Below are 19,256 nucleotides of genomic sequence, written 5' to 3'. Positions count from 1 at the left end.
GGCACCCTCGTGGGCGGAGTCGTCCGAGGGCCCAGCCGTCAGCGGGCGGTGCGGGGCGCCGTCGCTGAGCGCAGCGCGGAGAGGATGGGCCGGTCGGCGGGGATCCACGGCAGCGCGTCGAGCTCCTCGTCCGGATGGAGCGGCAGCCAGCGCAGCTCGTCGTGGTCCTGCAGCGGCATCGCCTCCCCCGCCGTGACCTCGGCCACCCATACGCGCATGGCGGCCCGGTCGTTGAGCGGCCACCCCTGCGGCCCGGGCCCGGTGATCTCCCTGCCGAGCTCTGCAGTGACGCCGAGCTCCTCCTCGAGCTCGCGCAGCAGGGCGGCCTCGCAGCGCTCTCCCGCCTCCACCTTCCCTCCGGGGAACTCCCACATGCCGGCGAACTGCGGCGGCGCCGACCGCCGGGCGACGAGCAGGCGGGTGGGCCGCGCGAGGGAGTCGACGACGGCCGCCCCCACGATCTGGAGGAGCTGGTCCGAGGGTGGTTGCGTCACCTGCCGAGTCTATCGACGACTCCCTGCATCCCCGATCGTGGTGATCGTCCGGCCTCGGCCCGGCCCGACGATCACCGCATCACCATGAACCCCGAACCCCGAACCTTGCAGCACGAATTCCGTCTGCCGGGTGCCGCGGTCGTATTTCGGGGCGGCACGGCGTTGTCGCCTAGGCTTGAAGGGACGACGGTGTCCGTGTCGCCGTCCGCCCCCAGTTCCCGGAGGAGTCCGGCGGCCGATCCCCCCGCCCCCGAGATCCAGCCGCAAGGACATCCATGACCGCCTCCGCTCCCCCGTCGACGTCGAACCGGCTGACCGGCCGTCCACTCCTGTTCGCCATCGGCGCCCTCGCGGTGGGTGGTTTCGCGATCGGCACCACCGAGTTCACCATCATGGGCCTGCTCGAGGAGATGCGGGCGGATCTCGGCGTGGACTACGCGCAGGGCGGGCATGTCATCTCCGCCTACGCCCTCGGTGTCGTGGTGGGCGCGCCCGTCCTCGCCACCCTCGGCGCGAAGAAGCCACAGCGCGCCGTCGCCCTGGCGCTCATGGTCCTGATCACGGTGGCCAACCTGTCGTCCTACTTCGCGTCGGATTTCGGCTGGATGCTGGCGTCGCGGTTCCTGTCGGGCCTTCCCCACGGAGCCTACTTCGGTGTCGCCGCCGTCATCGCGGCATCGCTCGCCGATCCCGCGCGGCGGGGGCGCGCCATCGCCATGGTGATGCTGGGACTGAGCATCGCCAACGTGGTGGGTGTCCCGTTCGCCACGTGGCTCGGCCAGGAGTTCGGCTGGCGCTCCATGTTCCTGCTCGTGGGAGTGATCGGGGCGACGACGCTGGTGCTGATCCGCGCCTTCGTCCCGGACGTCCCCGTGCGGCCGGGCGCGAGCATCCGCAAGGAGCTGGGAGCCCTGCGCCGTCCGCAGCTGTGGATGACCCTGCTCATCGGCATCGTCGGTTTCGGCGGGTTCTTCGCCGTCTATTCGTACATCGCGCCGACCATGACGGAGGTGGCCGGCCTCAGCGCGTCGCTGCTGCCCCTCGTCGTCGCGCTGTACGGCGTGGGCATGGTGGTCGGCAACATCCTGGGCGGGCGCCTCGCGGACAGATCCATCATGGGAAGCATCTACGGGGTCATGGTGGCCATCGCGGCGGTCCTGCTGCTGTTCCCCCTCGCGGCGACGATCCCGTGGACGGCCTGCCTCTTCGTCTTCCTGGTCGGCACGAGCGGATCGGCGCTCATCCCGCCGCTGCAGGCGCGCCTGCTGGACGTCTCGCCGGGAGCGCCGTCGCTCGCGTCCTCGATGAACCACTCGTCGCTGAACACGGCCAACGCGCTCGGCGCAGCGCTGGGCGGCGCCGTCATCACGGCCGGATGGGGGTTCACCGCACCCGCCATGGTCGGCGCGGTGCTCGCGGTCCTGGGGCTCGGCGTCGCCCTGCTCAGCGGCAGGATGGACAGGCGCGGCCACGCCGACCGCCGACCAACGCACGGCGACGCCGCAACGGCAGGGCCGACGGACTCAGCGGATGCGCTGCGCGCGGGCTGAGGCGTACAGGCAAACGGTGGCGGCGGTCCCGACGTTGAGGGACTCCGCGCTGCCGTAGATGGGCACCGCGACGCGCGCGTCCGCGGCGGCGGTGACGTCGGCCGGCAGGCCCTGCGCCTCGTTGCCGAACAGCCAGGCGCCGGCGTCCTCCAGGCGCACCGTGCCGGCGCCGCCGCTGCTGCCGATGTCGCCGCCCGGCTCGCCGTCCGGCCGGTCCTGCGGGGGGTGCACCGTGGCGAACCTGCGCTGCGCGCTGGCGTCCTGGAGGTCGTCGAGGCTGGTGCTGCCATAGCCGTCGGCCGCGAGGACGGTCATGCCCGCGTCCCGCAGGCGGTCCAGCAGCCCCTCGGGTTCGACGCCGAGGACCAGCGGGAGGTGGAAGAGCGACCCGACGGTGGACCGTACGGTCTTGGGGTTGTAGGGATCCACGCTCGCGCCGGTCAGGATGACGGCGTCGGCCCCCGCCGAATCCGCCGCCCGGATGATGGTGCCCGCGTTACCCGGGTCCCGCACCTCGACGAGGACTGCCACGAGGCGCGGCGCGGTAGAGAGCACGTCGTCGAGCGGGACGTCGACGAACCGGCACACCGCGACGAAGCCCTGGGGCGTGACGGTGGAGGACATGGCGGCGAGGACGTCGGCGGTGACGAGACGCACGGTCGGGGCGCCGTCCTGCCCGGAGAGGTCCGCGATGTCGGTGTGGCGCTCGAGCGCGTCTGCCGTGGCGTACACGTCGACGACGACGCCGCCCTCCCCCGCCGCATGGCGGGTGAGGTGCAGGCGGAGGGCCTCCCGGACCGCCTGGGGACCTTCGGCCAGGAACTCCCGCCGCCTTAAACGCGACGGACGCCCGGCCAGGCGTGCCACCTCCTTCACCCGGTCAGCGTGGGTGTTGGTCATCAGTGGCGCCTGGGGGCGTCCGTTCACAGTCATCGTGTTCCGGTGTGCAGGCCGCATGGCCCGCAGCAGCCGATGCGCCTAGGCCGAGGCCTTGAGCGGTGCCGAGGTGTCCGCCGGCAGGGCGTTCTTGGCGATCTGCACGAGGGCCGCGAAGGCTGCGCCGTCGGTGACGGCGAGATCGGCGAGCATACGGCGGTCGACCTGGATGTCGGCGGCCTTGAGGCCCTGGATCAGGCGGTTGTAGGTCAGGCCGTTGGCGCGGGACGCAGCATTGATGCGCTGGATCCACAGGCGACGGAAGTCGCCCTTGCGCTTGCGGCGGTCACCGTAGCTGTAGACGAACGAGTGGAGCAGCTGCTCCTTCGCCTTGCGGTACAGGCGCGAACGCTGGCCGCGGTAACCCTTGGCGCGCTCGAGGATGACCCGACGCTTCTTGTGGGCATTGACTGCCCGCTTCACACGTGCCACGTGCGTACTCCTTCAGTTCTTCTCCGGTCACGGCTTCGGCCGTGAGCGCCGCACCGTGGGTGCGTGCGCTTTCCCGGGAGGGGGTGGATTGGTGGTTAGACGCCGAGCATCTTCTTGATGACCTTGCTGTCGGCCTTCGAGACGATCTTGTCGCCGGCGAGACGGCGCGTCACGGTCGAGGACTTGTGCTCGAGGTAGTGGCGGCGGTTGGCCTGCTGGCGCTTGAGCTTGCCGCTACCGGTGAGCTTGAAGCGCTTCTTGGCGCCACTGTGGGTCTTCATCTTCGGCATGGGAACCGATCTCCTTTGGATAGCCGGGGCGGGTGCACCCGGAGTTCGGCACCCGAGGGTGCCTGCTGGTTTCGATCGTGCCCGGTGGTAGGACGGGGCCGGGGCCCTAGTCTGTGCTTCCGGGCTTGGGGCGGCTGGTCGGGCTCTTGGTCGGAGCCGTTCGTCCCGCGGGCTTGGGGGGTGCCGGCGGCCTGGGCGCTCCGGGCTTCGGCATGGCCATGGGCTTGGCTGCCACGGCCGGCTTCGGCGCCGGCGCAGCATCCGGCGTCGATGCCGGGGCTGCGGCCTCCGTCTTCGCCGCCGGGGCGGAGGAACGGGAGGGTGCGGGCCGCTCGGCCGCAGGCCTCGACGACGTCGACCGCGGGGCCGACGACGTCCGGGCTGGAGCCTGACGAGCCGGTGCGGCCTGTCGGGCAGGAGCGGCCTGGGCAGGTGCCGCCGCGGCCGGAGCCTCGGTGGCCGCCGCAGCATCGGGTGCCTGCTGCACGGTCGCCTCCGGAGTCTCCTGTACGGGAGCTTCCTCGACGGGAGCCTTCGGAGCCTCGGGCTCGCTCCTGATCTCGTAGCCCTCGGGCAGCAGGTCCGCGAGGGACTGCGTCAGCGGTGCACCGCTGGACCCGGAGGTATCGACCCGCTTGGGCTCGCCCCCCGACTTCGCGACCTCGTTGGCAGCCTTCGCCTCGGCACGCTGGGTCTCCCGGCGGGCCTCCGCCTTGGCCTCGGCCTTGTTCTTCGTGGGACCGATCACCATGACCATGTTGCGTCCGTCGATGCGCGGCGTCGACTCGACGACACCGACCTCGGCGACGTCGTCCGCGAACTTCTGCAGCAGGCGGATACCCATCTCGGGTCGCTGCTGCTCACGTCCGCGGAACTGGATCATGGCCTTGACCTTGTCGCCGGCGCCGAGGAAGCGCATGGCGTGCCCACGCTTGGTTTCGTAGTCGTGCGTATCGATCTTGAGGCGGAAGCGGATCTCCTTCAGGACCGTGTTGGTCTGGTTCTTCCGCGCCTCGCGCGCCTTGACGGCCGCTTCGTACTTGTACTTACCAAAATCCATGAGCTTGGCCACCGGAGGCTTCGCCTGCGGTGCTACCTCGACAAGATCCAGGTCGGACTCGGCGGCAAGTCGGAGTGCGTCCTCGATACGGACGATTCCTACCTGTTCGCCGGCAGGTCCGACCAACCGCACCTCGGGAACGCGGATACGATCATTGATTCTTGGCTCGCTAATGTGTGACTCCTGTGGATTCTCGAGCTGAAAACCGCCTGCAGACGAAAGAAGGCCTCCCATTGCATGCGCAATCGGAGGCCTCGTCGACCGGTCGTCCGCCGTCGGGGAAGCCTGGGCTTCCTGCGCGATCAGCGGCAGCACCGACCAGGAACCCGGCTACCTGCAATGCGACCTGAGGTCGCACCAGGCAAACGCGGGTGGGAGAGGACTCCGCTTGCAGACCGGCGCGTGAGCCTGCTCGAAGAGCACAGCGGCTAACAGCGACCGGTTGGTCTATGCCAAGCTTACCAGTATGAACACGCCACACGACAACCCGCAGCACGCCCCCTCCGAGGAGCCGGCCGGCTCCTCCCGCCGCAGCTTCGCCGAGGAGCAGGACCACGGCCACGCTGCCTCGGACGAGGCCGAGCAGGGCGTCCGGCAGCAGATGCGGGACATCTCCGAGGTGGCCGCCGTGGAGGTCATCGTGACGTCGGCGGTGCACCTCATGAGCGCCGCGGCCGTGAAGTGCGGCCTCGGCCACGAGGAGAACGCCGAGCAGCTCAAGGACCTCGACGAGGCCAGGAAGCTGATCACCGCGCTGGCCGGATTCGTGACGGCGGCCGCCCCCGAGATCGGGTCCCAGCACGCAGGGCCGTTGCGCGACGGGCTCCGCTCGCTGCAGCTCGCGTTCCGTGAGGCCTCGATCATCCCGGATGCGCCCGGCCAGGGCCCCGGAGAGAAGTACACGGGTCCCGTCAACTGATCCCGTCGTCCCGCGGCCGCCAGGCTTCGAACGGCCCGTGCCCCACCGGGCACGGGCCGTTCGCGTTCGAGGGAGGCGGTGTGCGGGTGGACGCGCCCGCCTAGCGGGAGGCGCCGGCGGTATCCACCGCGGGCGTCCGGCTGCCGAGGTCCCGTGCCAGGAACCCGGCGACGCCGATGAGCGCGGCGACGACGCCCACCGCGGTGAAACCGCCCCACGGACCGACGGCATCGATGAGGAGCCCGGCCACCGGCGCTCCGAGCGCGACGCCGGAGGTCAGCGCGGAGCCGTACCAGCCCATCGCCTCGCCCCGCCGGTCCTCGGCCACGAGGTCCGCGACCTTCTCGGAGGCGGCGGAGAGGACGGGCGCGCAGAGCAGGCCCGCCGGGATTGACAGCAGGGCCAGGGACAGCGTGGTCTCGGCGAACCCCATGGGGAGTGTCAGCAGGGCCATGCCGAGCAGGAGGAGCGACGGCGGGATCGGCCGGTGCAGGGCGCCGTAGACGAGTCCGCCGACCACCGACGCGGCACACCACGCCACGAAGACGAGGCCGAGCTGGCTCTCGTTCCCCGTCTGCTCGAGCGCGGCGACGATGCCCACCTCGGTACCCGAGAGGAGCAGCCCGGCACCGGCGGCCGTGATCATGACCATGACCAGCGGCACGGTGATCCAGGGCAGCACCCTCCGCACTCCGCGGCGCAGCACCGAGGCAGGGCGCCGCTCCTGCGTGCCGGAGTTCCGGGCGCCGATGAGGTCCGCCGCGGCCTCGTTCATGCCGGCGGGCGCGGAGGCCGCGACCGTGACGGCGTCGGGCAGCTGGTCCGACCGCGTGGGCGGGTTGAACCACATGAGGAACAGGCCCGCCGAGGCGGTGGCGATCCCGACCAGCGTCAGGCCGAGCACCGTGGACACCTGGGTGGCCAGGACGACGCCCACCGCAGGGCCGGCCATGAAGATGACCTCGGTGGAGATGGCGTCGAGCGTGAAGGCCGTGCGCCGCCGGTCGCCGTCCACGAGGACCCCGAGCGCCTGGCGGATCACGGAGAAGGCGGGCAGGGTGAAGAGTCCGCCGACGAGCGCCGCGACGAGCAGCCACTGGTAGGACAGGTGCGGTGCCACGGACCAGATGACGGCTTCCGCGACGACGGACGGGATGAGCGCGCGCCGCAGTCCCGCGCTGTCGATCCGCCGGCCGCGCCACGGCGCGCCGACCGCGATGCCGATCGTGACGACGGCGGCGACGGCGCCCGCTTCCGCGTAGCCGCGGTCGAGGGTCTGGACGACGTGGAGCGTGAGCAGCACCCCGGCGGCGGAGTGCGGGAAGCGAGCGATCATCCCGACGAGGAGCAGCCTCCGGACGGAGCGGATGCGCAGCAGGTCCCGGTATACGGCGAAGTTCACTGTTCGTCTTTCTGGCCGACGACCCGTCAGCGGGTGAGTTTGATGTCGAGCGAGTCGACGCGTTCCACGAAGCCGGTGAGGCCGAGGAGCTTCCCGCGGAAGGAGGCGACGGCGTCGCGCACCCCGTCGGGAGACAGGCCCGGGCGGAGCCGGAGATCCATGCGCAGTTCGGGGCCCGGTCCCCCACCCGAGGCAATGCTACCGCCGGCCGTGCGTGTCAGCACTCCGCCCGCCGGCCGCAGGCCCACCCCGAGGACGTCCTCCTCCAGCCCGGCCGCTTCCTCGACGAGCGACGCCAGTGCCGGGTCCTCGTACGACGGCGTCCACGGGACCTGCTGGGCCAGGGCCCAGAGGGCAGGGCGCCGCAGCACGAACGTGAGATCGGCCCCCGGATCGAGCACCATCAGCTGCGCATCCTCGGCGGCGGCCGCGAGGGCTGCCCGGGACGCGTAGGCCGCGACGGGTCGCGCGTCACGGTGCCAGCGGCCCAGCGCCTCGGTCGAGGAGAAGACCGGGAGGGCCTTGCGGCCGTCGGGCGCCGTCAGCGTGACGAGCGCCATCTCGGCCTCCTTGTCGGAGTGCAGCCCGGTGGCGGCCTCCGCCTGGTCGCTGAGCCGTGCGACGATCGGGATGAACACCCGGGCCGTGGTGAGGGCCCCGAACACGGCCCGCTCGGCATCGCCGGGCCGGCCCGCGGGTCCCAGGAGCCCGGCAAGTGCTGCGAGGAGCCCCGGGTCCGCCGCACCGTCGTCGTCGTCGAAGGCGTGCAGCGGGTTCTCCGGACCGGACAGGTCGCGGCCCGCCCACGGCTGCCCGGCGGAATCCGCCGTGTTACCGGCGAGAGCGGCGGCGATGTGCGCGGGGAGCTGCCGGCCGCTCACGTGTCCGAGGCGGGCAGCCCTGCGACGTCCAGGGCCTGCGGCAGGGTGAAGGCCCCGGCGTAGAGGGCCTTGCCGACGATCGCGCCTTCGAGCCCGAGGGGCACGAGTTCGCGGAGGGCCGCGATGTCGTCGAGGCTGGAGATACCGCCCGAGGCGACGACGGGGCGCGTGGTCTTCGCGAGGACGTCCTTCAGGAGGGCGAGGTTCGGGCCCTTGAGGGTGCCGTCCTTCGTCACGTCGGTCACGACGTAGCGGGCGCAGCCGGCGTCCTCCAGGCGCTGGAGGACCTCCCACAGGTCCCCGCCCTCCTCGGTCCAGCCGCGCGCCGCGAGCGTGGTCCCGCGGACATCGAGCCCGACGGCGACGGCATCCCCGTACCGGGCGATCGCCCGCTCGGTCCACTCGGGGTCCTCGAGCGCCGCGGTGCCGAGGTTGACGCGTGTCGCTCCCAGCTCCAGCGCCGCCTCGAGCGATGCGTCGTCGCGGATGCCCCCGGAGAGTTCCACCTTGATGTCGAGGTTCCTGACGACGCGCTCGAGGAGGTCCTTGTTGGACCCCCGGCCGAAGGCTGCGTCGAGGTCCACGAGGTGCACCCACTCGGCGCCGGCGTCCTGCCAGGCGCGGGCCGCGTCCACCGGATCCCCGTAGCTGGTCTCGCTGCCCGCCTCGCCCTGCACCAGGCGCACGGCCTGGCCGTCGGCGACGTCGACGGCGGGGAGGAGCTCGAGGGTGGGCGATTCGGTGAAGGGGCTCATGGTCTGCTTTCGTACGGGCGGCGGCGCCGCGGTGGAGGGGCGGGGTGTGGCGGTGCGGGGCGGGGTCAGTCGCCGGGCAGCGTGAACAGGTAGGCGGCCAGGAGCGCCAGGCCGGCGAGGGCGAGGAAGGCGATCCACACCCAGCGCGGGAACTCCTGGCCGCGCAGGGAGAAGGCGCCGCCGATGAGGAGACCGGCGACTCCCATGAGCACGAGGCTCAGCATCGGGTCACCACCGGATCAGCGCAGCCCGTCGATCCAGTTGCGCAGGAGCCGGGCCCCCGCGTCACCGGACTTCTCGGGGTGGAACTGGGTGGCGCTGAGCGGACCGTTCTCGACGGCGGCGATGAACCGGCCACCGTGGTCGGACCAGGTGACCTGCGGCGGTTTCATGGCGGGCTGGGTGACGTCGAAGGACCAGTCCTGCACGCCGTAGGAGTGCACGAAGTAGAACCGTTCGTCGCGGAGTCCGTCGAACAGGACGGTGTCCTCCGGCGGTTCCACGGTGTTCCAGCCCATGTGGGGCACGACGTCGGCCTTGAGGCGTTCGACGGTGCCGGGCCACTCGCCTATGCCGGGCGTGCGCACGCCGTGCTCCACGCCCTCGTCGAACAGGACCTGCAGGCCCACGCAGATCCCCAGCACGGGCCGACCGCCCGCGACCCGGCGCCCGATCATGCGCAGGGCGTCGACGTCCTTGAGGCCCTTCATGACGGCTGCGAACGCGCCGACCCCGGGGACGAGCAGACCGTCGGCGTTCAGGACGTCGTCGGGCTTGGCACTGAGGACGACGTCGGCGCCCACGTGTTCGAGGGCGCGCACCACGGACCGGACGTTGCCCGACCCGTAGTCCAGGACGGTGACGGTGCGCGCGCTCATAGCGCTCCCTTCGTGGAGGGGATTCCCTCGACCCGCGGGTCCGGTTCGACCGCCGCACGGAGCGCCCGGGCGAGGGCCTTGAACTGGGCCTCGACGATGTGGTGCGGGTCGCGGCCGCCGAGGACGGTGACGTGCAGGCAGATCTGGGCGTGCAGGGCGAGCGCCTCGAACACGTGGCGCGTCAGGGACCCCGTGAAGTGCCCGCCGATGAGGTGGTACTCCTGGCCGGCCGGCTCCCCGCCGTGCACGAGGAACGGACGCCCGGAGATGTCGACGACGGCGCTGGCGAGTGCCTCGTCGAGGGGGACGGTGGCCTCGCCGAAGCGTCGGATGCCGGCCTTCGTGCCGAGGGCGATCCGCAGGGCCTCGCCGATCGCGATGGCCGTGTCCTCCACCGTGTGGTGGACGTCGATGTGGGTGTCCCCGGAGGACCTGATGGTCATGTCGATGAGCGAGTGCTTCGACAGCGCGGTGAGCATGTGGTCGTAGAACGGCACCGTGGTGTCGATCGACGACGCCCCGGTGCCGTCGAGGTCGATCTCGACGAGGACATTGGACTCGCTCGTGACGCGCTCGATACGGGCCGTACGGCCGCGGGCGGCATCAACTGTCATGGCATCTTCCTTCTGTGCGCGTCGTTCACGCGCGGATCGACGTGGGAACAGGACGGACGGCGCGAGCCGCCGGGCGGTCCTGCCCTTCAATTCTAGGTGTACCCGCCCTGCACGCCGATCACGGGGCCGCGGTCCGGCGGCGCGGGCCGAACCGCTGCTCCGCGGTGAGTGCCGATGCTCCCACGTAGCGGGCGAGCCACTCGTGCAGCGCGGCGGGTTCGCGCAGCAGCTCGTCGATGCCCGACGACGCGGAGGCGACGTCCGTCCACGCGGGCCGGCGCACGCGGTGGTTGACCTCGATGCCCTTCCACCGCAGCAGATCCGCCCGGGGATGGTCCGCCGGGTAGCCGCGGGGCACACGCTTCAGCGGTTGCGCCCGTCCGGGACGGACCATCATCCCCCGCGCGGTGATCGTCCCGATCGCGGCCACCAGGGCCGGGCCCGCGACGTCGTCCGCCACCGCGGCACGGAAAGCGGCGAGCTGGTCCGGTGCGGGAAGCGGCAGGCCGGTTGCCACGAGGAGGCCGATGCTGCTCACGCGGAGGAAAGCGCCCACACCGTCGGGCCGCTCGGCGACCGCTCCGATGAAGGTCTTGTACGGCGGACTGTCCGGCCGGAACCTGACGTCGTTGTGCGGGCGGTAGATCCGCCAGTCCGAGAAGACCGTCAGGGCCGCGCACACCGCGGCGAAGACCGGCCGGATGCCGACGTCGTACAGCCTGCGCTGGCGGGCCCAGAACTCGCGGGTGTTGTCCGCCTCCAGCCGCGCGAAGAACGATTGAGCCTCATCGAAGATCGGCCGATCCATGCGACACATGATCGGCGATGCGCCCGGGCGGCGCAAGGCCCGCATCGAGTGGCCCCGACACCCCCGGACCGACCCGGGATCGACGGTCAGAGCAGCGTCGCCAGGGCCGTCAGGAACGCCGTCGTCTCCTCCTCCGTACCCGCGGTGACCCGCAGGGATCCCGGGATGCCGACGTCACGGATGAGGACACCCGCGTCCAGGAGACCCTGCCAGACACGGTGCGGATCCTCGAGGCCCGAGAAGAACACGAAGTTCGCATCCGACGGCGCAGGCGAGAGTCCGAGGGCCTCGAGCTCCCGGACGATGCGGTCGCGCTGCACCTTGATCGCCTCGACGTTCGCCAGGAGCGTGTCCGCGTGGGTGAGGGCCGCGTTCGCGGTCGCCTGGGTGATGGCGGAGAGGTGGTAGGGCAGTCGGACGAGCCGCAGGGCGTCGGCGACCTCCGGCGCCGCCGCGAGGTAGCCGATGCGCGCCCCGGCGAGGGCGAAGGCCTTGCTCATGGTCCGCGACACGAGCAACCGCGGACGTCCGGGAAGCAGGGTGAGGGCGCTCGCGGTGCCCTCCTGTGCGAACTCGCCGTAGGCCTCGTCCACGATGATGATGGCACGCGCGTCCTCGCCGGCCTCGTAGGCCGCCTCCACGACGTCGAGGCCGAGCGCCGTGCCGGTCGGATTGTTCGGCGAGCACAGGAACACGATGTTCGCGCCCGATGCGCGGACGGCGTGGGCGGTGTCCTCCGGCGTCATGGAGTAGGCGGCGCCGCGGGCGGCGGTGACGTAGCGCGTGCCGGTCCCGCTCGCGAGCAGGGGGTACATCGAGTAGGTGGGCGGGAAACCGATGGCGGTGCGCCCGGGTCCGCCGAAGGCCTGGAGGACCTGCTGGAGCACCTCGTTGGACCCGTTGGCAGCCCACAACTGATCGGGCGTCAGGCCGTGCCCCAGATAGTCGGCGAGGTTCTTCCGCAGGTCGGAGAATTCGCGGTCGGGGTACCGGTTGAGGCCTGTGGTGGCCTTCGCGACCGCCTCCACGATGGCCGCGTACACATCTGCCGGCACGCCGTACGTGTTCTCGTTGACGTTGAGCAGGATCGGGACATCCAACTGCGGCGCACCGTACGGGTGCAGCCCGACGAGGTCGTCGCGCAGGGGGAGATTGGCTAGGGCTTCAACGGAGGAGGGCACTGCTTCAGTTTAAGGGACGCGGCAGTTCCTGCAGGAACGGCCCATGGTCCGGCGCTGGCGGGAAGCGGGAGCCGCTCACCCCGCGGCCGGTACCGCGATGCTCTGCCCTGCCTGCACCACGGAGCTGGGCAGGTCGTTGAGTTCGACGATCTCGGCGACGACGTCCCGGGGATCACGCTCCGGCGCGTGGCGCACGGCGAGATCCCACAGGGTCTCCCCGGTGACGACACTCACCTCGACCGTGGCCGTGGCCGTGGGTGCCGACTCCCCCGCCTGGGCGTGGGAGGTCAGGAACGCCGCGAGGAGGATCAGGGCCGCGACGCCCAGGGCGATGGGCAGGCCGACCAGGAGCAGGCGCCCTCGCCGCGTGAGCGTCAGGGGGCGGTCCGCACTCCGCTGCGTGGAGGGACGGGACGGCGCCATGAAGCTCGAGGTCGGGGAGGCGGCGGGGGACGCGGGCGATTCAGGCGTGGGGACGAGCCTGAGGTGGCTGTCGGGGCGAGCGGGCGTCCACAGCGAGCTGCCATGCAGTACGGGTGTAACCATTGCCGTTCCTCTTTCCTTCGAATGCCCTGACCGGGCGAAGCACCGGGTTCGAACACACGTTCTAATAAGCATCTGCCTATTTCTAGCATCTACGATCGACCCGTGTCGAGACTCGGTCGAACATATGTTTGAAAACTGCCCTCGACTGTCCTAGCGTGAAGAGATCAGGACATCGTCGACGGATGCTGCTCTCCGAGGGCCGTTCCGTGGTCGATGCATCTCACACAACCAGCCGCCTCTGACAAAACGGTTTCCGGACCACGGAAGCCGACCGGCGGCGACGACGGGATCAGCGATCCCAGGCGAAAGGCGCAACAGTGGCGGAATCACCAGCGGCAGCCCGGCAGGAATCGAACACTGCCGACGTTCCGGCAGACGCCGTGCCCATCTCCGCGGGCCGGGGCAGGCCGCGCGGCCGCTCCGTGTCCAAGGGGCTGACCGCCCGGCAGCTGACGATCCTCGAGACGATCCAGCGGTCGATCGCCGACAAGGGGTACCCGCCGTCCATGCGGGAGATCGGCGACACCGTGGGCCTCGCGAGCCTGTCCAGCGTGACCCACCAGCTGTCGCAGCTCGAGCGGCTGGGCTACGTGCGCAGGGACCCGAAGCGCCCGCGCGCCATGGAGGTCCTGCTCCCCCTGACCCTGGCCCCGGACACGTCCGGCGCTCAGGCCGGTCCGTCCCCGGACGGGAAGCCCACCGCCGAGCACCGGATCGCCGTCGACACCGCCCTCGTGCCGCTCGTGGGGCGCATCGCCGCCGGCGGACCGATCCTCGCGGACCAGGTGGTGGAGGACGTCATGCCCCTGCCCCGCCAGCTCGTCGGCCACGGTGATCTCTTCATGCTCAGGGTCTCGGGCGACTCCATGGTGGACGCCGCCATCTGCGACGGCGACTGGGTCGTGGTGCGCCGGCAGCAGAGCGCGCAGAACGGCGACATCGTCGCGGCGCTGCTCGACGAGGAGGCCACCGTGAAGACCTTCCGGCAGCGGGACGGCCATACGTGGCTCCTGCCGCAGAACACCCGCTACGAGCCCATCCTGGGTGACCATGCCAGCATCATGGGCAAGGTCGTCTCGGTGATGCGCGCGCTGTAGCGTTCGCGGCGACCGTCGTGTCGCAGCTGTCGTGTCGCGGCCGGAGGGACGCCTCAGCGCCCTGAGAGCCGCTCCAGGATCCCGGTGACGGTCGCGCGGTCCGTCGTCGCCCAGAAGGGCGGGAGGGCTGCCCGGAGGAAGCCGCCGTACCGGGCGTTGGCGAGTCGGCTGTCGAGGACGGCGACCACGCCCCTGTCCTCCGCCGCCCTGATCAGGCGTCCCGCGCCCTGCGCGAGCCGGACGGCCGCGTGCGTGGCGGACACGCTCATGAAGCCGTTGCCCCCGTTCCGGGCCACCGCCCGCGTGCGGGCGGTCATCAGGGGATCGTCCGGCCGCGGGAACGGAATGCGGTCGATCACGACCAGCCGGCACGAGGACCCCGGCACGTCGACGCCCTGCCAGAGGGACATGGTGCCGAACAGGCAGGTGTCCGGCTCGTCCGCGAACTGCGTGACCAGCGCGTTGAGCGAGGACTCCCCCTGGCACAGGATCTCGAAGTCGACCTTCGGACGCAATGCCTCCGCCGCCTCCTCGGCGGCACGCTTGGACGAGAACAGTCCCAGCGCACCCCCTCGGGACGCGGTGAGGAGTCCCAGGAGCTCTTCCAGTTGCGCACCGGAGGTTCCGCGCTCGGGCTTCGGCAGGTCCTTCGCCACGTAGAGCACGCCCTGGCGTGGATAGTCGAAGGGGCTCCCGACGTCGACGCCGGTCCAGGCGGGCGCACCGGGACCGCTGAGTCCCAGCGACCCCGCGACGGGACCGAACTCGGAACCGATCGCGAGGGTCGCGGAGGTCAGGATCACGGTGTGGTCCTCGAACAGTCCCTCCCGCAGCCGTCCGGCGACGGACAGCGGCGCGACGTTCAGCGTCGCGGGCGCGGTCTCGTCGGGTTGCGTGTAGCCGGAGCCCGGCGTGAAGCTGCTGGGACGCGACGCCCACACGACCTCGTTGAGGTCCGACGCCGCGAGGATCCGCTCGGCGAGCTCGAAGACCAGCGTGGTGCGTGAGCGGGCGACCTGCCGGCCGCCGTCGACGTCGGCTTCGGACTTGCCGTCCGTCTTCGTGTCCGACAGCGCCGCGCGGGACGCGTCCCGGACCTGGGCGAGGGCCTGCTCGAGATCCTCCGGGAGGCCTCCCGGCAGCAGGCCCGAGGGGACGAGTTCGGCGGCCGCCTCGAAGGCGTCGGCGGCCGTGTCGAGGGCGGCCGTACTGATGGAGGCGTGGCGGCGGAGCGCCGTGGCCGCCGCGCTCACCATCGGGGCGGAGAGCTGGCCGGAGACGGCTCCGGTCACCCGGTCGTGGAGTTCGTGCGCCTCGTCGATGACGACGACGTCGTACTCCGGCAGGACGGCGAGCCCCTCGAACGCGCTGATCGCGAGCATCGCGTGGTTGGTGATGACGATATCGGCGTCCGCTGCTGCGGCGCGCGCCTTCTCGCTGAAACACTCCCGGGCCATCGGACAGCGGGCGGCACCGATGCACTCCATGCTGGAGACGGACACCTGGCGCCACGCGCGATCGCTCACGCCGGGCACGAGGTCGTCGCGGTCGCCCGTCGCGGTCTCCTCTGCCCATTCACGCAGTCGCACGACGTCCCTGCCGAGTGCCGAGGACGGACCGTCGGCCGCGGGGGACGGGTGTGGCGTGGCGTCCTCGCCGAGGCTGAAGAGGGTGCCGGGCGCGTCCTCCTCCGGGAATCCGCCCCCGGTCTTGTGGAGGCAGACGTAGTTCGACCGGCCCTTGAGCAGGGCGACGTCGACGGGGCGCGTGAGCGCGGGCCGCACGGCGTCCAGGAGGCGCGGGAGGTCCCTTCCCACGATCTGGGCCTGGAGGGCGAGCGTGGCCGTGGAGACGATCGAGGGCCGGTCGCTGTCCATGGCGTGGGCGATCAGCGGGACCAGGTACGCGAGCGACTTCCCGGTCCCGGTGCCGGCCTGGACGAGCAGGTGCTCGCCCGAGCGGATGGACTCACTGACCTGCCGGACCATCTCGTGCTGGCCGGAGCGCATCTCCCCGCCCATGGCCGCCACCGCGGTGTCGAGCAGTTCGAGGGCCTGCCGTGCTTCGTCCGAGCGGGGAGCCGGGTCCGGCGCCACGGCGCCGGACCGCGTGCTCTCACTCATGCCGGACGTACGCCTCCAGCTCGGCGGCCAGGCCCTCCCGGACCATCACTTCGAGGCGGGTCCCCTCGCCGACGTGCTCGAGGCCGAGGATCTCGACGTCCTCCTCGTGGAGGCGGCTGAGGATCTCCCCGCGCTCGTAGGGCACCATCAGGTCCAGCTTCACGCCCGGGCGGGGAATGCTCGTGCTGATCAGCTGGCGCAGCTCGGTGAGCCCTGCGCCCGTCCGTGCGGAGACGACGACGGAGCGTGGTTCGCGCTGCCGCAGCCGTTCGATGACGAACGGATCGGCGGCGTCGGCCTTGTTCAGCACGATGATCTCGGGCACCTTGCGGGCGTCGACCTCCGTCAGCACGGCACGGACCGCGGCGATCTGGCCCTCGGGGTCGGGGTGGGACGCGTCGACGACGTGCAGGATGAGATCGGAGTCGGCGACCTCCTCCAGGGTGGAGCGGAACGCCTCGATGAGCTGGGTGGGCAGCGACCGCACGAAGCCGACCGTGTCCGCGAGGGTGTAGCCGATGCCGTCGGGTGTCTCCGCCTTGCGGACCGTCGGATCCAACGTGGCGAACAGCGCGTTCTCGACGAGGACGCCGGCGTCGGTGAGCCGGTTCAGCAGGGACGACTTGCCGGCGTTCGTGTAGCCGGCGATGGCGACGGACGGTACCTGGTTCCGGCGGCGGTTGGAGCGTTTTGTCTCCCGCGCGGGTTTCATCCCCGCGATCTCGCGGCGGAGCTTCGCCATCCGTGTACGGATCTTGCGCCGATCGAGTTCGATCTTCGTCTCGCCCGGGCCACGCGAGCCCATGCCGGCGCCTGCGCTGCCGACCTGGCCACCGGCCTGGCGGGACATGGATTCGCCCCAGCCGCGGAGGCGCGGGAGCAGGTACTCGAGCTGGGCGAGTTCGACCTGCGCCTTGCCCTCGCGGCTCTTGGCGTGCTGGGCGAAGATGTCGAGGATCAGCGCGGTCCGGTCGATCACCTTGACCTTCACGATGTCCTCCAGTCCGCGGCGCTGCGACGGCGACAGCTCACTGTCGACGATCACGGTGTCCGCTCCGGTCGCCTGGACGATCCCCTTGAGCTCCTGGGCCTTGCCCGAGCCGAGGAACGTCCCGGGGTCCGGCTTGAGGCGTCGCTGCACGATGCCGTCGAGGACCTCCGAACCGGCCGTCTCCGCCAGTGCCGCGAGCTCCTGGAGTGAGTTCTCGGCGTCCTGCGCCGTTCCCTCGCTCCAGAGGCCGGCGAGGACGACGCGTTCCAGCCGGAGCTGCCGGTACTCGACCTCGGTGACGTCCTCGAGTTCGGTGGACAGTCCTGCGACACGTCGGAGCGCCCGGCGCTCGGCCAGGTCCTGCTGGTCTCCGTCGGCGTCCGACGGCTCTTCGTCCTGGGACAGGGCCTGTGCCCGTGATCGCCAGGTCTTCTCGATCGGCGCGGAAGTGTCCGGCGCTGGTGTCCCCTTCTTCGCCTTGGCCACGGCAGCTTCGTCGCTGGCGAGGATCCGGTCGATGACGGCTTGGATCTCCTCCGGGCCCATGTCGGCGCCGGTGGAATGTCCGTGGTTCTCGGTCATAGTCTCCCTAGATGGATGTCCCTCAATCCTACGGCTGACGGCCCGGCCTGCTCCAGCGTATTCTCCCAGCGCGAAACCTGCCCGCGCCGGGTGCCTCCGGTGTGCCACTAGGCTTCTGTCCATGGAGTCTCAGCACTATTTCAGCGCCCAGCCGGCGGGACCGGACACGCGCCGACCGCTCTCCGTCGTCCTGGCCGGCGCACGCAGGGACCTCGTGACGTCGTCGGGCCTGTTCAGCCCGGACGGCGTGGACAAGGGCACGGCGATCCTGCTCGACGCCGTCCCGGACCCGCAGGGACGGCGGATGCTGGATCTCGGCTGCGGGTGGGGGCCGCTCGCCCTCACCATGGCCCTGAAGGCGCCCGACGCCGAGGTCCACGCGGTCGACGTCAACGAGCGGTGCGTCGCACTGACCGCGGAGAACGCCGCGCGCCTCGGACTGGGCCACGTGGCGGCGAGCACCCCCGACGCCGTGGACGACGCACTCGAGTACGACACCATCTGGTCCAATCCGCCCATCCGCATCGGCAAGCAGGAACTGCATGCGCTGCTCCTGCGCTGGCTCCCGCGCCTCGCCCCGGGCGGCCGGGCCTGGCTCGTGGTGCAGAAGAACCTGGGCGCGGACTCCCTGCAGCGCTGGCTGTCCGAGGAGCTGCCCGAAGGCTTCACGGTGCGGCGCGCCGAGACGTCCAAGTCCTTCCGCATCCTCGAGGTGCACCGGGCGGAGTGACCGCCCCGGCGGGCTCATCCCGTTCGACCGGCTCAGCCGGCGGGGAGGAGTACGCCCTCCGCCACCAGGGCGGCCGGGCCGCTGAGCAGCACGTGTTCACGGCCGTCGGGGCCGTCGAAGAAGGTGACCCCGACGACGCCGCCCGGGACGGTCACCTGCCACCGCGCGGGGGCTCCCGCGCCCGCCCAGAAGCGTGTGGCCGCGGCGGCGGCACAGGCGCCGGTGCCGCACGACTGCGTCTCGCCGACGCCCCGCTCATGGACGCGCATACTGAGCCGGCCGACGCCGTCGTCCCCCACGAGCGGATCGGAGGGCACCACGAGTTCCACGTTGGTCCCCTCCGGCGGCACCGGCTGGACACCCGGAGCCCGGTGCAGTTCGGTCCTCTGCAGTTCGGCGGCCTCGGCCAGCGCGACGACGGTGTGCGGATTGCCCATGCTGATCGACAGCGCCGGGCGGTCGACATCGAGTCCGCCGATCTCCACGAGCGAGTCCATGCCCCGGGCCACGGCCGCCTCGGGGTGGATGAACTCCCAGGGCCCCATGTCCACCGCGTACCCGTCGTACGAGCGGGTCACGCGCTTGACACCCGCGCGGGTGGCGATGGCGAGCTCGCCGCCCTCGGGCAGGTCGGCCACCGAGGAGGCGAGGAGGAAGTGCGCGAAGACGCGGACGCCGTTGCCGCACATCTCGGACACCGAGCCGTCGGCGTTGCGGTAGTCCATGAACCAATCCGCGGCGGGCTCCGTCTGCAGGAGCGCCCGCCCTTCGGGAAGGGCGGACGACCGCACGGCGCGGATGTATCCGTCGGCGCCGATCCCCCGGTGGCGGTCGCAGAGCGAGGCGACGAAGGCGGCGTCGTCCGGGGCTGCCGCGTCCGGGTCGAGCGTCAGGACGAAGTCGTTGCCGGTGCCGTGGCCCTTGGTGAAGGAGAGGCCGGCGGACGGCCGGGAATCGGTGGCATGGGCGCGGTAGTCGGTCACCGTC

At 71.4% G+C, this 19,256-nt stretch carries 21 protein-coding genes; 4 read left to right on the top strand and 17 right to left on the bottom strand.

Going from position 1 to position 19,256, the window contains the following annotated elements; all coding sequences use genetic code 11:
* Nucleotides 1-38: 38 nt before the first annotated feature.
* On the bottom strand, nt 39-494 hold the full coding sequence (locus tag AC4D2E_RS15775) for an NUDIX domain-containing protein (protein WP_490953212.1): 456 nt from the start codon (nt 492-494) through the stop codon (nt 39-41).
* A gap of 275 nt (nt 495-769) precedes the next feature.
* On the opposite strand from AC4D2E_RS15775, the gene AC4D2E_RS15770 reads away from it, so the two are divergent.
* On the top strand, nt 770-2,044 hold the full coding sequence (locus AC4D2E_RS15770; RefSeq protein ID WP_490953211.1) for an MFS transporter: 1,275 nt from the start codon (nt 770-772) through the stop codon (nt 2,042-2,044).
* Here AC4D2E_RS15770 and AC4D2E_RS15765 read toward each other — a convergent pair.
* From AC4D2E_RS15765 to infC, 4 genes are all read right to left on the bottom strand, one after another.
* The gene (locus AC4D2E_RS15765) at nt 2,018-2,977 is read right to left on the bottom strand and encodes a TrmH family RNA methyltransferase (protein WP_490953210.1); all 960 of its coding nucleotides are present in this window, start codon (nt 2,975-2,977) and stop codon (nt 2,018-2,020) included. The two genes, AC4D2E_RS15770 and AC4D2E_RS15765, sit on opposite strands and share 27 nt — an antisense overlap.
* 45 nt (nt 2,978-3,022) lie before the next feature.
* A complete protein-coding gene (gene rplT / locus AC4D2E_RS15760) occupies nt 3,023-3,412 on the bottom strand; it encodes a 50S ribosomal protein L20 (protein WP_104168963.1) in 390 nt (129 codons plus the stop codon).
* 95 nt (nt 3,413-3,507) lie between these two features.
* On the bottom strand, nt 3,508-3,702 hold the full coding sequence (rpmI, locus tag AC4D2E_RS15755) for a 50S ribosomal protein L35 (protein WP_104168964.1): 195 nt from the start codon (nt 3,700-3,702) through the stop codon (nt 3,508-3,510).
* A 106-nt stretch (nt 3,703-3,808) separates the two neighbouring features.
* The gene (gene infC, locus AC4D2E_RS15750; RefSeq protein WP_490953209.1) at nt 3,809-4,894 is read right to left on the bottom strand and encodes a translation initiation factor IF-3; all 1,086 of its coding nucleotides are present in this window, start codon (nt 4,892-4,894) and stop codon (nt 3,809-3,811) included.
* A 334-nt stretch (nt 4,895-5,228) separates the two neighbouring features.
* Between infC and AC4D2E_RS15745 the strand changes: the two genes are divergently transcribed.
* Nucleotides 5,229-5,681, top strand: a complete 453-nt coding sequence (locus AC4D2E_RS15745) for a DUF1844 domain-containing protein (protein WP_490953208.1) — start codon at nt 5,229-5,231, stop codon at nt 5,679-5,681.
* A 100-nt stretch (nt 5,682-5,781) separates the two neighbouring features.
* On the opposite strand, the gene AC4D2E_RS15740 is transcribed toward AC4D2E_RS15745, so the two are convergent.
* From AC4D2E_RS15740 to AC4D2E_RS15700, 9 genes are all read right to left on the bottom strand, one after another.
* Nucleotides 5,782-7,083, bottom strand: coding sequence for an MFS transporter (locus AC4D2E_RS15740; protein ID WP_490953207.1), 1,302 nt, complete (start codon nt 7,081-7,083; stop codon nt 5,782-5,784).
* Nucleotides 7,084-7,109: 26 nt separating this feature from the next.
* Nucleotides 7,110-7,964: an SseB family protein gene (locus AC4D2E_RS15735; RefSeq protein ID WP_104168967.1), complete on the bottom strand. Its 855-nt coding sequence runs from the start codon at nt 7,962-7,964 to the stop codon at nt 7,110-7,112.
* Nucleotides 7,961-8,719 (bottom strand): bifunctional 1-(5-phosphoribosyl)-5-((5-phosphoribosylamino)methylideneamino)imidazole-4-carboxamide isomerase/phosphoribosylanthranilate isomerase PriA, encoded by a 759-nt coding sequence (gene priA / locus AC4D2E_RS15730; protein WP_104168968.1) that lies wholly within the window; start codon nt 8,717-8,719, stop codon nt 7,961-7,963. Before priA ends, AC4D2E_RS15735 begins: the two co-directional genes overlap by 4 nt.
* A 65-nt stretch (nt 8,720-8,784) precedes the next feature.
* Nucleotides 8,785-8,943: a hypothetical protein gene (locus AC4D2E_RS15725; protein ID WP_167398985.1), complete on the bottom strand. Its 159-nt coding sequence runs from the start codon at nt 8,941-8,943 to the stop codon at nt 8,785-8,787.
* Between the two features lie 15 nt (nt 8,944-8,958).
* Nucleotides 8,959-9,597 (bottom strand): imidazole glycerol phosphate synthase subunit HisH, encoded by a 639-nt coding sequence (gene hisH / locus AC4D2E_RS15720; protein WP_490953206.1) that lies wholly within the window; start codon nt 9,595-9,597, stop codon nt 8,959-8,961.
* Nucleotides 9,594-10,211, bottom strand: coding sequence for an imidazoleglycerol-phosphate dehydratase HisB (hisB, locus tag AC4D2E_RS15715; RefSeq protein ID WP_104168970.1), 618 nt, complete (start codon nt 10,209-10,211; stop codon nt 9,594-9,596). The genes hisH and hisB overlap by 4 nt, the downstream gene beginning before the upstream one ends.
* A gap of 118 nt (nt 10,212-10,329) precedes the next feature.
* Nucleotides 10,330-11,019 (bottom strand): DUF2461 family protein, encoded by a 690-nt coding sequence (locus AC4D2E_RS15710; RefSeq protein WP_490953205.1) that lies wholly within the window; start codon nt 11,017-11,019, stop codon nt 10,330-10,332.
* Between the two features lie 86 nt (nt 11,020-11,105).
* Nucleotides 11,106-12,200: a histidinol-phosphate transaminase gene (locus AC4D2E_RS15705; RefSeq protein ID WP_490953204.1), complete on the bottom strand. Its 1,095-nt coding sequence runs from the start codon at nt 12,198-12,200 to the stop codon at nt 11,106-11,108.
* A 75-nt stretch (nt 12,201-12,275) separates the two neighbouring features.
* Nucleotides 12,276-12,746, bottom strand: a complete 471-nt coding sequence (locus AC4D2E_RS15700; RefSeq protein ID WP_490953203.1) for a LysM peptidoglycan-binding domain-containing protein — start codon at nt 12,744-12,746, stop codon at nt 12,276-12,278.
* 380 nt (nt 12,747-13,126) lie between these two features.
* On the opposite strand from AC4D2E_RS15700, the gene lexA reads away from it, so the two are divergent.
* The gene (gene lexA / locus AC4D2E_RS15695; protein WP_490953235.1) at nt 13,127-13,843 is read left to right on the top strand and encodes a transcriptional repressor LexA; all 717 of its coding nucleotides are present in this window, start codon (nt 13,127-13,129) and stop codon (nt 13,841-13,843) included.
* Between the two features lie 53 nt (nt 13,844-13,896).
* Here the strand turns inward: lexA and AC4D2E_RS15690 are convergent, their stop codons facing one another.
* Together AC4D2E_RS15690 and hflX are read right to left on the bottom strand one after the other, a co-directional pair.
* Nucleotides 13,897-15,966, bottom strand: a complete 2,070-nt coding sequence (locus AC4D2E_RS15690) for an ATP-dependent DNA helicase (protein ID WP_490953202.1) — start codon at nt 15,964-15,966, stop codon at nt 13,897-13,899.
* Entirely contained in the window at nt 15,959-17,539 is a 1,581-nt protein-coding gene (gene hflX / locus AC4D2E_RS15685) for a GTPase HflX (protein ID WP_104168974.1), read from the bottom strand. Before hflX ends, AC4D2E_RS15690 begins: the two co-directional genes overlap by 8 nt.
* 121 nt (nt 17,540-17,660) lie before the next feature.
* Here hflX and AC4D2E_RS15680 point away from each other — a divergent pair, with 121 nt between their 5' ends.
* Nucleotides 17,661-18,269: a class I SAM-dependent methyltransferase gene (locus AC4D2E_RS15680; RefSeq protein WP_104168975.1), complete on the top strand. Its 609-nt coding sequence runs from the start codon at nt 17,661-17,663 to the stop codon at nt 18,267-18,269.
* A 32-nt stretch (nt 18,270-18,301) separates the two neighbouring features.
* On the opposite strand, the gene dapF is transcribed toward AC4D2E_RS15680, so the two are convergent.
* Nucleotides 18,302-19,252 (bottom strand): diaminopimelate epimerase, encoded by a 951-nt coding sequence (gene dapF, locus AC4D2E_RS15675; RefSeq protein WP_490953201.1) that lies wholly within the window; start codon nt 19,250-19,252, stop codon nt 18,302-18,304.
* Between the last annotated feature and the right edge of the window lie 4 nt (nt 19,253-19,256).

The sequence above is a fragment of the Arthrobacter sp. TJ-265 genome, assembly GCF_058269135.1.
Note: the sequence above shows the minus strand (reverse complement) of the source record. Positions and strands in the feature narration are given on the sequence as shown.

Bases quoted from the DNA above. Each gene is read 5' to 3' on its own strand.
- AC4D2E_RS15770 (WP_490953211.1), top strand. From the start codon at position 770: ATGACCGCCTCCGCTCCCCCGTCGACGTCGAACCGGCTGACCGGCCGT.
- AC4D2E_RS15765 (WP_490953210.1), bottom strand. From the start codon at position 2,977: ATGACTGTGAACGGACGCCCCCAGGCGCCACTGATGACCAACACCCAC.
- rpmI (WP_104168964.1), bottom strand. From the start codon at position 3,702: ATGCCGAAGATGAAGACCCACAGTGGCGCCAAGAAGCGCTTCAAGCTC.
- AC4D2E_RS15745 (WP_490953208.1), top strand. From the start codon at position 5,229: ATGAACACGCCACACGACAACCCGCAGCACGCCCCCTCCGAGGAGCCG.
- priA (WP_104168968.1), bottom strand. From the start codon at position 8,719: ATGAGCCCCTTCACCGAATCGCCCACCCTCGAGCTCCTCCCCGCCGTC.
- AC4D2E_RS15725 (WP_167398985.1), bottom strand. From the start codon at position 8,943: ATGCTGAGCCTCGTGCTCATGGGAGTCGCCGGTCTCCTCATCGGCGGC.
- hisH (WP_490953206.1), bottom strand. From the start codon at position 9,597: ATGAGCGCGCGCACCGTCACCGTCCTGGACTACGGGTCGGGCAACGTC.
- hisB (WP_104168970.1), bottom strand. From the start codon at position 10,211: ATGACAGTTGATGCCGCCCGCGGCCGTACGGCCCGTATCGAGCGCGTC.
- AC4D2E_RS15710 (WP_490953205.1), bottom strand. From the start codon at position 11,019: ATGGATCGGCCGATCTTCGATGAGGCTCAATCGTTCTTCGCGCGGCTG.
- AC4D2E_RS15700 (WP_490953203.1), bottom strand. From the start codon at position 12,746: ATGGTTACACCCGTACTGCATGGCAGCTCGCTGTGGACGCCCGCTCGC.
- AC4D2E_RS15690 (WP_490953202.1), bottom strand. From the start codon at position 15,966: ATGAGTGAGAGCACGCGGTCCGGCGCCGTGGCGCCGGACCCGGCTCCC.
- hflX (WP_104168974.1), bottom strand. From the start codon at position 17,539: ATGACCGAGAACCACGGACATTCCACCGGCGCCGACATGGGCCCGGAG.
- AC4D2E_RS15680 (WP_104168975.1), top strand. From the start codon at position 17,661: ATGGAGTCTCAGCACTATTTCAGCGCCCAGCCGGCGGGACCGGACACG.